The organism is Nostoc sp. (genome assembly GCF_036917535.1).
Classification (GTDB): Bacteria; Cyanobacteriota; Cyanobacteriia; order Cyanobacteriales; family Nostocaceae; genus Nostoc.
In genome coordinates, this window is record NZ_JBALDA010000048.1 from 1 (window position 1) to 14,845 (window position 14,845).

The following is a 14,845-nucleotide window of genomic DNA, read 5'->3' on the forward strand; positions in this document are numbered from 1 at the left end:
ACACGACTTTGGAGTACCTCAACACGATTTTCAAGTACCTTAACACGACTTTGAAGTACCTCAACACGATTTTCAAGTACCTCAACACGACTTTGGAGTACCTCAACACGATTTTCAAGTACCTTAACACGACTTTGAAGTACCTCAACACGATTTTCAAGTACCTCAACACGACTTTGAAGTACCTCAACACGATTTCTAGGTATAATTTAAACTATTAGCCATATAAAGTATGACTATAAATTCGCCTGTTCCCCAAGATTATCAATATCAATTTGGTGGTAGTCTTCCTGCTAATGCACCTACCTACGTCACACGCAAGGCTGATGCAGATTTGTATCAGGCTGTGAAAGCTGGAGAGTTTTGTTTTGTCCTCAACTCTCGACAGATGGGTAAATCCAGTTTGCGTGTCCGCACAATGCAAAGGTTACAGGGTGAAGGAATTGCTTGTATATCTATTGATTTAACTGCAATTGGGACATCAGGGCTAAAGTCTGAACAATGGTATTCTGGGATTATTGATACTATTGCTGGTTCTGAGAATTTAAACTTAGGTGAGCAGTTTGATATAGATGAATTATGGGAAGAAAATTCCCGATTTTCTGATGTGCAGATTTTTGGTAAATTTATTGAAAAATTACTAAAATTAGTTCCCACACAGATTGTTATTTTTATAGATGAAATTGATAGTGTTCTCAGTTTAAAATTTCCGGTTGATGATTTTTTTGCTTTAATTCGAGCATTCTTTAATCAAAGAGTTGATAATCCTCAATATCAACGCATTAATTTTGTGCTTTTAGGAGTAGCTACTCCTTCTGAGTTAATTCAAGATAAAAAACGTACTCCTTTTAACATTGGCAAAGGAATTGAATTAACCGGATTTGAATTTGCAGAGGCTTTACCTTTAATCAAAGGATTCTCTGGACAAACTAGCAACCCGAAAGCCATACTCAAAGCGATTTTAGACTGGACTGGAGGACAGCCTTTTTTAACTCAGAAAGTCTGTGAATTTGTCCGTAAATCTGCAACTGTAATTCTTCCAGATGAAGAAGCTCCTTTTGTAGAGAATTTAGTCAGAGATAGAGTAATTCAGAATTGGGAATCTCAAGATGAACCAGAACATTTTAGAACGATTCGGGATAGAATTTTAAAAAGAGATGAACAGAAAGCCGCATATTTCTTAAATTTATATCAGCAAGTATGGTACTCAGGTGGAATTGATATTGATAGTAGTATTGAACAGAGTGATTTACAGTTAGCGGGAATCGTTGTTAAAGAAGAGAGTACATTAAAGGTTTATAACCTGATTTATAAAACTATTTTTGATAACTTATGGATTGAGAAAAGTTTAGCAAGTTTGCGTCCTTATGCAGAGAATTATCGTCAGTGGATATTATCAGGAAAACAGGATGATTCTAGGTTATTGAGAGAAAATGCTTTAGCAGAAGCCGAAGCTTGGGCAAAGGATAAAAGTCTAGGTTTTCAAGATTTAGAATTTTTAGCAGCTAGTCGTAAACGAGAGCGAGAAGAGGAACTAGCACAAACAGAAGTACAGGCAGAATTAGAAAGAGAAAGGAAAGAAAAGGAAGCAGCAGAAAAGGCTAGACAAATTGAAGCTGAAGCTAAACAAGAAGCAGAAAAACAATTGGTAACTGCTAGGAAAAGAATACGTTTTGGAGTAGTGGTTTTATTTGTTACTTTAGGTGTATCTATAATAGTGGTATCTATAGCTGGTAAGCAAGCAATACTTGAAGAACAAAAAGCTAAAAAGGCTCAAGAAACTGCTAACGATGCTCAAGACAAATCTCAAAAAGCTACCCAAGAACTTAATCAAGCAAAGGGCAAATCAGAAAACTTCAAGCAAGAAGCAAAAACTGCTCAAAGACAAGCTAAAAAAGCTAAAACAGATTTAGATAAAGCTCAAAAAGATAAAAATAGTTTGGAAGTAGAAAAAAATAAATTAACTAATGATGCTAAAAAATTACAAGGAGAACTAAAATCTAAATCTGAAGAAATTAGTCAGGTTGAACAGCAAGTTAAAAATTTCCAAAACAAGTTTACAAATATCCAGGCACAAGTTAGAAAAAAACAACAAGAACTTGAAACTGCTGACAGAAATACAAGTGAACTTAAAAATTCTATTGCTAAAATTAGAGACTTATCAGCAGTTGCTTCTCAACTGCAACAAAAAGGGAAAACAAACGAAGCGAATCAGTCCTTGAATATTGCAGGGTTGGTTTTGCAAGATAAAATTAAGAATCTCAAGCTAAAAGAGGTTTTATTAGATAGTGCGTTGGTTTTAGGGTATCAATACCTTTACAGAGAAGAAAAAGAGCGAAATCAAACTGATTTTAGAAAGAAAACCGAGATTTTTGCTAGAAGTATAAAAGAATTATCAAAAATAGAAACCAAAATTGATAACGCTCCAACCAATTTGGCTACTTTAGTTTATATATACTATGTTAAAGGTCGCTTAGATAAATCTAAAGCTTTAGAAGATTACAAGAAAGCATTTGAACATCTCATAATTCTAAAATTTAAGTTTAAATCTAATGTTGAATTATTTACTTTAGACCCAAATATTCTCTACAATGGCAATGCTGATATTGTGGCTTTGCTTTATCGTCAACTTAAAGGATTAGACGGCTCCAATCCAGTTTATGATCAATCTTTAAAGAAACATTTATTGAATGAATTAGACTATTTGATGCAGCAGCAAAGATGGAGGTAAGCAGATGATAAAAATTGGCAATTTCTTCTCTATTCAGCAGGAAGAGAAAAAGAGAGTATTTTAGAGTTAGCTGATGTCAAAAACTTTAATTGTAAGGATTTAAAACAACTAGATACACTGTGGGTAAAAAACTCCAAGGGACATTTTGGCTATAGTGTCCAGAAAAAAATATATTTGGATACTGGAAATTCTCTCGATTTTGATTGGGAGAAGAAAAAATGGAGAAATTGGAACGAGAAAGGGTATAATGATTTTGATAAAAGAGTGGGATGGAAAAAAGAGGATGGGGAGTGGATCAGATATGAGGAATTACCCATGAACCTAATAGGTCGGGAGGGTCAGAGAATATCTAAAGTAGGAGAACTCCCGTATTATAATAATGAGTCGGCGTATAGATTGGTGGCAGTACGAATTAAAGAGTCTGGAATTCGGAGGTACGGGAGATTGTACGGGCGGCGGGAATACGTAGCGGTGGAATTCGGTACCTTTCTTTCTTCTTGCAGAGACTTGTGAATTGTAACAGATAAGGTTTTCAAAGAATTGCAAAGATTTATTAATAGGAAATTTTCCACACAATAATAAGGCTTTCGGAGATTCGATACCTGGCACCAGGCTGGCACCAGGCAAAGAAAAAAAAATAACACAAAGGAACTTGAAAAGAGCTAGTTTAGTATCGTTAAAATTCCCAAAAATTCCCAAAAAAAGACATTTTTAGTGATAAATAGAGACACTGCTCCTATCTTCATCTCAAATCATTGACTGTGATTTCTAAAAATCATCCCTGCAACTTGCGGATTGTAACAATTAGCAAAAATAAATTTCTCAGCCACATCAACAATTTCTGGATTATTTGCCTCCCAAATATCCCAAGGCAATCGCATCTGTCCCGGTGATGTTTTTTTACCTTTGCCTTTAATTACTTTAGGCAAAAATTGATTACCCCAAAAATACCGTTTTTCTGTTTTCGCTTTTGGTTTGTACCTCTTACAAAAAAACCGATATTTAGCAGCACATTCATTCAAAGTTTTACCCAACGTCAAAAAAGCCGGATGCCAAGTTGTTAAACCATCATCCCCAAGTCGGTCATAGACTCCATAATTACTAAAATCATAGAAAAAGCCTTCTTGCATTCCTGCCGCTTTCGGATTGGCGTGAATATACCGCAGCGTATTCAATGCCCGTTGATGGTCACTTTGCTCAAATCCTGTGCTGTGATAACGTTTTTCCCAAAAATGTCCTGTACGGTTTAACATTCGGTTAAAACACATTGCTGTGTACCAGTTGAGCCTACGGTTTAACATTCGGTTAAAACACATTGCTGTGTACCAGTTGAGCCAATGCATGATTTTGGGTAAATCGTTCGGTTGTGCTGGCTCAAGTAGGTAGTGGACATGGTTAGACATAATACATACGGCATAAAGCTTAAATTGGAACTTAGCCAATGCCTTTTTGAGAGCATAGAGAAACACCTGACGGCATTCGTGACGCGTTAATTTAAACTCGCGGTTATTGCACCGAGTAGTGACGTGATAGCTGTATCCTAGTTTTAAGTCGCGCTGTGGCCGTGGCATAAGAAGAATTTGTCACCCTTTAATTCTCCCCATACTATCTATGCCCTTTAAAAACTTTTTTGGTAAAACCCCAAAACCTGAACCCACAGAGATAACTGGTTTAATCAAAATATCAGGATGTGACAACCCAAAGCGGTGCGGGGATGTGATTTTTGTTCACGGCTTAGGTGGTGACGCACGCGGAACTTGGCATCCGCAAGAACTACGCGACGATGATAATTTCTGGTTAACGTGGCTGGGACAAGAAAGACCAGATTTAGGTATTTGGTCTTTTGGCTACAAGGCTGAACCCTTTGAATGGAGGGGTTCAACAATGCCACTCTTTGACCGTGCTAGTAATTTACAAGAATATTTAGAAGTTTATGATCTTGGAAAATACCCAATAATTTTTATCGCTTATAGTATGGGTGGATTATTAGTAAAAGAAATGCTGCGTAATGCACAGACATTTCAAAAAAAAACAGTTATTCAACAGACAAAAGGAATTGTATTTCTATCCACTCCTCACACTGGTTCTCATCTCGCTAACTTAGTCGATAAAATTGGTATTTTGGCAAGAACCTCTGTTAGTATTAATGAATTAAAAGCACATATTCCCCAACTGCGTCAACTTAACGAGTGGTATCGGCAAAATGTTGATTCTTTGGAAATTACTACAAAAGTTTATTATGAAACGAAACCCACTCAAGGTTTTTTAGTTGTAGACCCAGATAGCGCTAACCCAGCCATCAAAGATGTCCAACCTACCGCTACAGATGACGATCATCTTTCTATCACCAAGCCAACATCAACAAATAATTTAGTTTACAAGGGAGTTAGTCAGTTTATTAAGCAACAATTGCTAACTAATCTAGCCATTGTTGAGCAATCAACACCAAAAGTAAAAGAGAATAACTCCTTAGGGATTTTTGAAAATCCTGATGGTCAAGTTCCTCTTAACTCTCCTTTTTATATCGAGCGTCCAGAGGTAGAAACTAAATGTTATGAATTCATCCTCCAACCAGGGGCGTTAATCCGCATCAAAGCGCCGCAAAAGATGGGTAAAACTTCTTTAATGAGCCGCATTCTTGAGCATAGTAAAAAAAAGGTTATCGCACAGTTTCTTTTAATTTATGGAGTCAAGAAAACCTTACCGATCTCAATAATTTTTTACAAGCATTTTGTGCAACTCTGAGTTATGAATTAGGACTAGAAGATAAAATAGATCAATCTTGGAAAAAACGCTTAAGCAGTCAAGTTAACTGCACTAATTATTTAAAAGACTATTTATTAAAAAATATTGATGTTCCCCTAGTATTAGGCTTAGATGATATTGATAAAATTTTTCCTTATCCCGAAATTGCTCAAGAATTTTTTGCTCTACTCCGAGCTTGGCATGAAAACGGTAAAAACGAAGAAATCTGGCAAAAATTGCGTTTAATAATTGCTCATTCTCAAGAAGTATATATTTCCTTAAATGTCAATAAATCCCCCTTTAATGTGGGTTTACCTATTGAAATAGGAGAATTCAACGTCACACAAATAAAAGAATTAGTGCAACGACATAAATTAAATTGGTCAGATACAGAAATCGGACAATTAAAGGAAATGATTGATGGTCATCCTTATTTATTAAGGACTGCTCTTTATCAAATTGCTACAAGTAACTTAACTTTAGAACAATTTCTGAAAGTTGCTCCTACTGACGAGGGATTATTTAGAGGCTTTTTACATCCCTATCTTTCACTACTGGAAGAAGATAAATTGTTAAAAGTAGCGATGAAAAAAGTTATTGAGAGTGATATTCCTGTGCAATTAGACTATACACAAAGTTTTAAATTACGCAGTCTGGGCTTAATTAAATTTAAAGAAAATAAAGTTCAATGCCTTTGTAATTTATATCGTCTTTATTTTCGAGAACGCCTATCCGAATGATTACACTCAGCTTGAAAAGATGAAGCATCAATAATGAGTGGTAAAATGATTAGCGATCGCAGCACCAATATGAAAGGCGATCACACCCTTGATATATATTTAACAAAGCTTTCGCCGTCCCTTTTGGCAAGCATTACAGGCAGAAGTTTTCGGTTCAAAATCAATACAACCAATCGCTTGTTCCGAACAAGCTTTTTTTGGGTGTACAGTACATTTGAGGCGGTAGTCATTAGTGAAATAATCACAACCAGAACAGGGAATTTGATGTAACCTTTTTAAATGAATAATGCCTTTTTTCAAGGTTAACCAAATACTCGAAATAAATAGAATTATGATTGTCCAAGTGCAAAAGGCGCAAAAAATCATAGCTAACATTAGTTATCCTCATAACAATTCCAAAAAAATGCCCGCAGTGAACTGCGTTTACCGCAGGCATAGGAGTTTATTTAGCTAGGTTGAACGAAGTCAGGATTCAGGATTTAAAATTGGTGAATTCAGAATGATTTGCTCAGTTAAGGACTACACAATCCAAAATCCAAAATCCAAAATCTAATTAAGAATTAAATTGACGGGATGAACGCCAATAATGCCAAACGTAACCTAAGAATGCCACTACACCGAGGAAGAACTGAACATCTGCCAATCCTAAACGTTCATCACCATAAAATTCTCTTGGAAAAACTGTCGTGTTATATCCCACAAACGCGGTAGAAATCCAAGCCATCAAAGCTAAACCCAGCAAGCTATAAGAAAGAATTTCTTCACCATTATCAATTGGCAAAATTCGTCTTACCCAGGCAAAAGGTTGTACAATAATATGCCATACGCCACCAGCAATTAAGATGAAGCCAATCCAAATATGACCACCAATGACATCTTCTAAGTTATCAACGCTTGCCATCCCTAAAGGAGTCCAGCTACCATCTTTCAGACCAACTAAGTAACCAAAAATTGTGACTGGGTTTAAATTGGGATTGCTAATCAGGCGGACATTTCCCAAGTTAGTATCATAAATTCCGCCAAAAACCATTGCCTTTAGCACTAACAAAAATGCTCCCAAACCCAGAATAATTAAGTGATGACCTAAAATTAAACCCAATTGCTTCGGGTCATTCCATTCATAGTGAAATTTTGCCGCCTGTCCACCGGCACTATATAAAATTGCCGGACCACGAAAAACATGAAAAAGTCCACCTGCGCCCAATACAGCAGATGCAACTAAGTGCAAAATGCCAATTACAAAATAGGGATAGGTATCGACTACTTCACCTCCAGCACCTACACCCCAGCCCAAAGTTGCTAAGTGGGGTAACAAAGTCAATCTCTGTTCATACATTGGTACGCTAGGGACAAAGCGTGTAACTTCAGATATTGTGATTGCTCCTGCCCAAAACATAATTAAGCCTGCATGAGCAATGTGAGCACCTAATAATTGACCAGATAAATCAATTAAACGGGCATTACCCACTAACCACGATAAATCTGTGTCTTCTGCTAAGGTTCTATCAGTTGAGATTGTCATAGTTAAATACCTTTAAAAGTGCTGTTAGCGGAAGCGGGGCGTTTAGCCCGTGCTAAGTCATGAGTGCTGAGTGGTGAGTGGGGGAAGAATTCCTAACTTCTAACTCCTGTACAGACGCGATTAATCGCGTCTCTACTCCTAACTCAGCACTCAGAACTCAGCACTTATTATGATTCGCTACCTATGGCATTTAATGCCTTTTCAATTCGGCTAAAGTCAACGCCAATTGCTCGTAGTGCGTGCCATAAATGACCTTGCAAGAAGAAGAAAGCTAAGAAGAAATGGGCATTTGCTAACCATGCTCTGGAAGTGTAATCGCCATTTGCTAACTTAATGCTGTCGGCAAAATAAGGGCTAACTCCAAGTTTTACTTCCAAAGGAGCGCCATAAAATTCTACGGGATAAGCTAAAGTATTCACTGCACAAAAGTAAGCTGCAACAAATCCCGCTAAGGCAATACCACCTAAAGAGTAGGAAAGGATAGCTTCACCGGAGAAGATTAAAAGCTTTTTCGCCCAAGGTAAAGGTTCTATGAGGATGTGCCAAATACCGCCGCCAATGAGTAACAAGCCTACATAGATATGACCGCCAACTAAATCTTCTAAGTTGTTAACACTGGCAAAGTGGGTTTGATAGCCATAGATAACCAAGGGGTTGAGAGTGGGGTCAGTGACAACTCGGACATCGTGAATTGTGGAGTCGTATATTCCTCCCCAAAACATGGCTCTTCCTACTAAAAGTAAAGCACCTACTCCTAAGAAAATTAGGTGATGCCCTAAGATGAAACCAAGTTTTTTTGGGTCGTCCCATTCAAAATGAAATTTACGAGCGCGACCAGTGGCGTCTTTTAAGTTTTTCGGAGCTTTGAAGGTATGGAAAAGTGCCCCTGCACCAAGCACCGCTGAGGAGATTAAGTGCAAAGCACCGATAACAAAATAGGGGTAAGTATTGATTACCTGACCGCCTTCTCCTACACCAAAACCCAAGGTAGCTAAGTGGGGTAGCAAAATTAGTCCCTGTTCCCCCATCGGTACATTGGGGTTGTAGCGAGAGATTTCAAACCATGTAAACGCCCCAGCCCAGAGTGTTGTCAGCGCCGCTTGTGCCACATGAGCGCCAATAAATAAGCCAGAGAGGTTGGCGAAGCGGGCGTTACCAGCCCACCAATCATATTTGACATTGGGATTGCCGTATGTCTGCATTGTTAGTCAGTTAGTGATTGTTGCAAATAATACTCAATTAATTGATTTTTATTTCAGCAGTTAAATGTCTCGTTAGTGCAGCAAATCAGTTGTTATGCACTCGGATATGAAGCCCTTTACTTGTGTGTAAAGCTTTTCCAATTCGTCGCAAACGCTAGCGATTGTCGTCAGACATCCCTGCCAATTGCCAATTATTGAGATTACAAATTTAGTTTATTGAAAATCTTTTTTATTAGTCAATACTCTTTACAAAACTTAATTCTTAAAAAGAAGAATTCAGGAATCAGAATTAATTAGTGGGGGATCTAGACCACAGACACAATTATTGATCGCCAAATTGAAAATTTGATGGGGGACTTAAACCCGGTTATTCATCGCCAGTCGTACAAAATACCTTTCCTGTATTCTGACACTCACGCATGTATTCTTTCTTGTTAAAAATAGAGAAAAAATTAAGCAGTAAAAACGAAGCAATAGTATTAATTACTACTGCTCAAACTGCTCTTGATTGCAAAAAATATCAGTAGTAATTGATTCTGAATTCTGAATTCTTCAAGACTAATTTGCAGAAGTGCTAAAAGATAGTGCAGATGCTTCCAGTAGATGCGGATGGTGGTGTTGCCAAAAACTCAAAATCTCTTCACCAACCTGTTGAGGATAGAAATAGTGAAAAAAATGATACCCTTGTGGGCATTCCCAGAGTTTATCTTCTGGCTTGAACCAATTTAACCAGTCATGCAATGCAGGTGGGTTGACTACCGGATCGCTCTTGCTACCACATACCATCATTGGCATAGAAACTCCACCCTTGGGTAAATAAACCAACTTAAATAAAGAGTGTGATGATGGAGATTGTTCTAAATCTTTATCTAAAGCAGCTACTAACTTTTTAGTAGTATGAGGCGGTTGATTTCCAAAAAGACTGCGAACACTACTTGCTAAAACTAACTCACGGCTGATGCTAAAAAGTTGTCGTTGAAAGTAATAGTGAGCGTGCCAATTGTTTGCAGGTTGGGCTGCTACAGCCAGCAGAGTGAGCGATCGCACTTTTTGAGGAAATCGGCGTGCAAAGGTTAAGGCGATCGCACCACCCATACCATGTCCTGCTAAATGCACGGGGCGATCGCGCCATTCTAAAAATTCATACAGCAAATCCACAGCTTGATCTATCGAACTGGCTTCATCTTTGGTTTGCTGGTATTCCCACTGGGCAACATTTATATACCTAGATAAATGTTCAAGTAATGGTTTATCAAAACGCTGTAAAACAGGACTGGCAGTTAACCACAAAACATCAAATGAATCAGACATAAATACCCATAACTTCTAAATAATCAATTTCACTAGTACAGCACAGCGGAAATAAACATACCCCTGACGCTCGAGGACTCGCTAACGCTGCGCTAACGAATGACGCTCGCAGGCTCGCTAACGCTGCGCTAACGGCAGTTCCTCATGGGGAGCCAGTGCGTTGGGCGGTTCTGCCGACTTGAAGCAACTGGCGTGGGAACCCCCTCTGAGCAACTGCCTCACCATTTCAAATGGCGCAAGAGCTTGGAATACAATTATGCGTGACTTTTGAGAGCCAGTTGCTTGGCTGTCGGCAGAGCCGACGACAGTCGCCTCAAGTCGGGAAACCCTTTCGGCAGTTCCTCTTGGGGGAACCCCCAAGACCGGACTGCCTCACCACAGCGCTGTCTCCCCAACACACTGGCTCCTTTTGACTTCGCCTTGCGGTACTAGTCTGTCGCAAAAGTTTTCAGAGGTTCGTAGTAAGCACTCACTTTATTGCTTAAAAAATCAAGGACTAAAGTCCTTACTAAGGGATGAAGCTGGTCAGATTCCCGATTTATTTAAGAAATCGAGAATCTCGCAGCCCTTCCATTTGCCAAGGCTTTCTACAAATCAAATTCTTTCTTCAACTGAGCGACCCAAGTTTTAATTCGCTCATCTGTGAGATCGGATTGACTACCTTCATCAAGTGCCAATCCAACAAACTTGCCATTTTTCAAAGCTCTAGATTGCTCAAATTCATACCCATCAGTTGGCCAATAGCCAACAGTTTTACCGCCTTTCTGGGAAATTTTTTCTTCCAGAATTCCAATTGCGTCCTGGAAGTTCTCGGCATAGCCATATTGGTCTCCATCACCAAAATAGGCAACCAGCTTACCACTAAAATTTACGTTATCCAGATCGGAGTAAAAGCCTTCCCAATCGCTCTGAAGTTGACCAATATCCCAAGTAGGACAGCCAATAATCAGCAAGTCATACTCATCAAAAGTGCTAGTATCCGCCTCGTAAATGGGATGTAATGTTACAAGATCGCCACCAAACTCTTTTTGAATTTTTTCAGCATCAGCTTCAGTATTGCCAGTTTGAGTACCGTAAAACAAACCAATTTTTTTTGACATATTTGACACCTGATAAATAAATAGTTGTGTGCTCTGCTGAAAAGTCGCCTTGAGAGGTTGGTTAATCCAGCGTTCCCTGCCCATCAAGGCATCGATTCCAGTGTTTGAACAGCCACGCTTGTCATGGCATTATCTTTTCAGAAAGTTTGCAAATAGCTGAAATACATGACCTGCTTAATGAGTATTAGGTTCAATAACTCTGAAGATATAGTACCAGAGTTATTGAGAGTCTTTTTCATTTCTTTAAGTAAACTTTTGTTAAGTATTTCAGGAAACAAACCGAAAACTAGACGAGGAAGCAAGAATTATCGTACCTGAAGGGGTGACAAGCATCTGCTAAACCAGACACAGCAAGCCTTTTAGCCCAACTACCTTCAAAAAGATTGTCTGGCTGTTGTGTAACAAAACTGGTAAATTTGACCAAAGTATGGGATGAATCCATAAAATGATGGTTGCGCCAACGCCTGCCGTAGGATGCCCGTTCGCGTAGCATCATCTAAAGGGTATCGGCGTTTAAGTAAATTAAAACATCCTCTAAAGTTTTATTAAGAGCTGATTCGTAAAGAAAATCTTAAGGATACTCAACTCATTACTAGGTCTAAGTTTCAGCGAATAAGTGCTTTATTAACTCAAATTCCTAAAACCCTTACAAGGTAAGTATTTTACTTGAGTTTACAAATTAGCTCTAAAAATTCATATACTTTTTGCTTTAGTTAGTTAAATATGCGAGTGAGAGTTGATTTTATATAAATCAGTTTTTTAAAAATTTCAGTAACATTCCTCTGTTATTAAAAAGTTAAATATAAATAGAATATTAATAGTTGTGCTGGCTTAGTTGATTAAAAAACATCAATTATTCTATGTGTATCTATTTGCTAACTCTCTTTCAGGCAGATTTAGTAGTTTTCAAATAACCGCTCTCTTTCTTTTTACAAAAGAGAGTTTAGCTTCCTCTTGATTGAGGGAAGTTAGATTGTTGTTAGCGAATTAATGTACTAAGCATTAATAGTCTGTTCATTTGGAAATCGCTGTGTTCAAGTTTTCTTGGAAAACAGCGTCATTATTTCTATGAGAAAATTGCAGTTTTATTTCTAACTGAGAACAAACACAACTTCTTTAAACTTTGAATATTTATCAACCCATTTTGCTAATCCCTATGCAACAATATATTTCTCATTTGCTCGTACTGGTATTAGGAACAAGTTCAACTTTCCTAGTTACTCCATCTCAAGCTCAAACTCCGGTAAAAACCAACAGTCAAAATCCTGAGAATGTTACCTCCATATCTTCAAGTTCACCTTCGGCTACCCAATTGAGTGATTTTGGCAATTTTACTAATAGCAAACCACCTCTCCTTTCTGAGGTAACTAATAACTCTTCCGCTACTAATGCCAATATAACAGCAAATAAACCTCGTGTACGGCTTCCTATATTCAGCAGAATTTTTGCCACACCTTCGATGCAGCAATAATTAGCGGCTAAACATTAAGTTTACTTGCTTGGGTTGATCGAAAGGGAGTATTCATACGTTACGTATAACATTACCTAGTGAAAATACTACCCCAGCAAGAGGGATTCTAATTGTTCTCTCTTGTTGGGGTGGGACGAATATCATCTATAGCTGTTCTCGTTTAGTATGTAACAGAGATTTGGTGAAATTAAATATGCGTTATCAAAAACCTGTTAGAGACATAGCAGTACTACGTCTCTACATTCTTTTTCACTCATATCTATATACTTCTTGCATGAATCAATGAGCTTTCACCCTAAATCCCTCTCCCAAGCTTGGAGAGGGACTTTGAAATTGGCTCCCCTTCTTCCAAAATTGGGAGAAGGGGTTGGGGGATTTAACAAGATCCCGCAGGGTGGGCAAATTTTGCATTTGTGCAAGAAGTCTAATGCTTTATGCTTGCATCTGACAGAGCATTAAGCCAAACCATTGATTTGGATCTCTCCAGACATGAAGAGGTAATAAACCTTGTGCAGTTAGTTGCTGTTTGATATTAGTAAGGTCAAATTTGCGAGAAATTTCAGTGAGGATAGTTTCACCTAGTGCAAAATTAACCTTAAGATTAAGAGCGCGTAATTCTACAATTTGCGATCGCAGGCTGCATAAATGCATTTCTATTTGATGCTCGCTTTCATTGTAAAATGCTCGGTGTTCAAACTGGGTGGTGTCAAAGTTACCCTCAAATCGCTGATTTAAATGTTCCAGCATATTGAGGTTAAATGCAGCTGTCACCCCCTGGCTGTCGTTATAAGCTGGTTCCAAAATCTGTTTTGGCTTTCGTAAATCTATCCCCAATAAAAAATACTCACCTACTTGTAGAGCATTGGTAATTTGAGAGAAGAACACATCACACTCATCAGGGGTAAGATTACCTAAACTGCTACCAATAAAACAAATCATCCGACTGGGTAATTGCGTCGGTAGGAGTTGTGCAAGGGCTAATTCATAGGTTCCCGCTAGTGCATAAACTTGCAGTAAAGGATAATCTCCCAATAACTGCTTGGCACTAGTCTCCAACATACCTGCACTCACATCAATTGGTAGGTAATGCAGAGGATAGCCTAGTTGCTGGTAGGCATTTAGTAAAATGCGGGTTTTACTAGAACTGCCACTGCCAAGTTCTACCAATTCACAAACGCCAGTTATCTTGGCAATTTCACCAGCATACTGTTGTAAAATCGTTGTTTCTGTACGTGTAAGATAATATTCTGGTAAATCACAGATTTGCTCAAACAGATCGGAACCACGGTCGTCATAAAAGTAACAAGGGGGTAGAGATTTAGGTGTTTGAGTTAATCCCTTCACTACATCACTCCCAGCACTAGATACAAGTATTTGAGTTGCTCCTATCAAACGCTCTATCTGCAAGCGTTTTTCAACGCTGCTTTGAGAAGTAACCTTGCTGTTAACAGCTTTAGATATCGACATTAAACCTCCGTTTGCTCGGCGTAATAGGTTACTTTGATAGCAGACCTTTACCCCAATCAGTGAAACACATAGCCATAGTTAATAAAATCATGCTTGAGCTACATAGCTCAAGCTTTAGGGCTGTACATTTACTCAATTTTGACGGGTGGGTGCATTCAGTTAAAGATTTATCATTAAGATCGCATAGGAGCACAGAGGAAGGGTTTTTGGGCTTTCTGCATAGATTCGGGAATTATAACTAATTAGCCGAACATGATAATTATGTTGTATGCAGCCTAGTATATAGCTGATAAATAGACTCTGGGACTAAAGAATTTGTCACTGGAGATCGAACAGACTCAGTGCTGTGTGTGGAGATAAACCTTCTCTTTCTTTGCTCCTTAAAGTTATTTTGGTTTATGCTCAAGTAATAAATATTGCTAAGCTATATTTATCATAATCGCTTGTTTATCTGATACTTTATCAGACAAATACTCCCATAACTCCCTTCAGTCAAGGAAATACATTTTAGAACTATCCGTAATCGTCCCATAGACGATTACGGATATTACTGTGT

General features: G+C 38.2%; 11 protein-coding genes and 2 pseudogenes. 4 read left to right on the forward strand and 9 right to left on the reverse strand.

The window, feature by feature from the left end; genetic code table 11:
• The first annotated feature begins 232 nt into the window (after positions 1 to 232).
• Positions 233 to 2,731: an AAA-like domain-containing protein gene (locus V7K56_RS15635; protein WP_334911799.1), complete on the forward strand. Its 2,499-nt coding sequence runs from the start codon at positions 233 to 235 to the stop codon at positions 2,729 to 2,731.
• Between the two features lie 12 nt (positions 2,732 to 2,743).
• Positions 2,744 to 3,244: pseudogene (locus V7K56_RS15640) on the forward strand (GUN4 domain-containing protein); the annotation flags it as partial.
• 239 nt (positions 3,245 to 3,483) lie between these two features.
• Here the strand turns inward: V7K56_RS15640 and V7K56_RS15645 are convergent.
• Positions 3,484 to 4,302, reverse strand: coding sequence for a transposase (locus tag V7K56_RS15645; protein WP_334911800.1), 819 nt, complete (start codon positions 4,300 to 4,302; stop codon positions 3,484 to 3,486).
• Positions 4,303 to 4,729: 427 nt separating this feature from the next.
• On the opposite strand from V7K56_RS15645, the pseudogene V7K56_RS15650 reads away from it, so the two are divergent.
• Positions 4,730 to 6,216: pseudogene (locus V7K56_RS15650) on the forward strand (AAA-like domain-containing protein).
• 99 nt (positions 6,217 to 6,315) lie between these two features.
• Here V7K56_RS15650 and V7K56_RS15655 read toward each other — a convergent pair.
• The 7 genes from V7K56_RS15655 to V7K56_RS15685 all read right to left on the reverse strand — a co-directional run bounded on the left by V7K56_RS15655 (position 6,316) and on the right by V7K56_RS15685 (position 11,847).
• Positions 6,316 to 6,591, reverse strand: coding sequence for a hypothetical protein (locus V7K56_RS15655; protein ID WP_334911801.1), 276 nt, complete (start codon positions 6,589 to 6,591; stop codon positions 6,316 to 6,318).
• A gap of 178 nt (positions 6,592 to 6,769) precedes the next feature.
• Positions 6,770 to 7,738 carry a chlorophyll a/b binding light-harvesting protein gene (locus tag V7K56_RS15660; protein ID WP_334911802.1) on the reverse strand — a complete coding sequence of 323 codons (969 nt, stop codon included), beginning with the start codon at positions 7,736 to 7,738 and terminating at the stop codon, positions 6,770 to 6,772.
• A gap of 167 nt (positions 7,739 to 7,905) precedes the next feature.
• Positions 7,906 to 8,940 (reverse strand): chlorophyll a/b binding light-harvesting protein, encoded by a 1,035-nt coding sequence (locus V7K56_RS15665; RefSeq protein ID WP_334911803.1) that lies wholly within the window; start codon positions 8,938 to 8,940, stop codon positions 7,906 to 7,908.
• A gap of 558 nt (positions 8,941 to 9,498) precedes the next feature.
• Positions 9,499 to 10,251, reverse strand: a complete 753-nt coding sequence (locus V7K56_RS15670; protein ID WP_334911804.1) for an alpha/beta fold hydrolase — start codon at positions 10,249 to 10,251, stop codon at positions 9,499 to 9,501.
• 117 nt (positions 10,252 to 10,368) lie between these two features.
• Positions 10,369 to 10,611, reverse strand: coding sequence for a hypothetical protein (locus tag V7K56_RS15675; protein ID WP_334911805.1), 243 nt, complete (start codon positions 10,609 to 10,611; stop codon positions 10,369 to 10,371).
• A gap of 227 nt (positions 10,612 to 10,838) precedes the next feature.
• Positions 10,839 to 11,351 carry a flavodoxin FldA gene (fldA, locus tag V7K56_RS15680; protein ID WP_334911806.1) on the reverse strand — a complete coding sequence of 171 codons (513 nt, stop codon included), beginning with the start codon at positions 11,349 to 11,351 and terminating at the stop codon, positions 10,839 to 10,841.
• A 286-nt stretch (positions 11,352 to 11,637) separates the two neighbouring features.
• Complete coding sequence (locus tag V7K56_RS15685) at positions 11,638 to 11,847, reverse strand: hypothetical protein (protein WP_334911807.1); 210 nt, start codon at positions 11,845 to 11,847, stop codon at positions 11,638 to 11,640.
• A 660-nt stretch (positions 11,848 to 12,507) separates the two neighbouring features.
• On the opposite strand from V7K56_RS15685, the gene V7K56_RS15690 reads away from it, so the two are divergent.
• Positions 12,508 to 12,822 carry a hypothetical protein gene (locus V7K56_RS15690; protein WP_334911808.1) on the forward strand — a complete coding sequence of 105 codons (315 nt, stop codon included), beginning with the start codon at positions 12,508 to 12,510 and terminating at the stop codon, positions 12,820 to 12,822.
• Between the two features lie 432 nt (positions 12,823 to 13,254).
• Here the strand turns inward: V7K56_RS15690 and egtD are convergent, their stop codons facing one another.
• Positions 13,255 to 14,289, reverse strand: coding sequence for an L-histidine N(alpha)-methyltransferase (gene egtD, locus V7K56_RS15695; RefSeq protein ID WP_334911809.1), 1,035 nt, complete (start codon positions 14,287 to 14,289; stop codon positions 13,255 to 13,257).
• Positions 14,290 to 14,845: the final 556 nt, after the last annotated feature.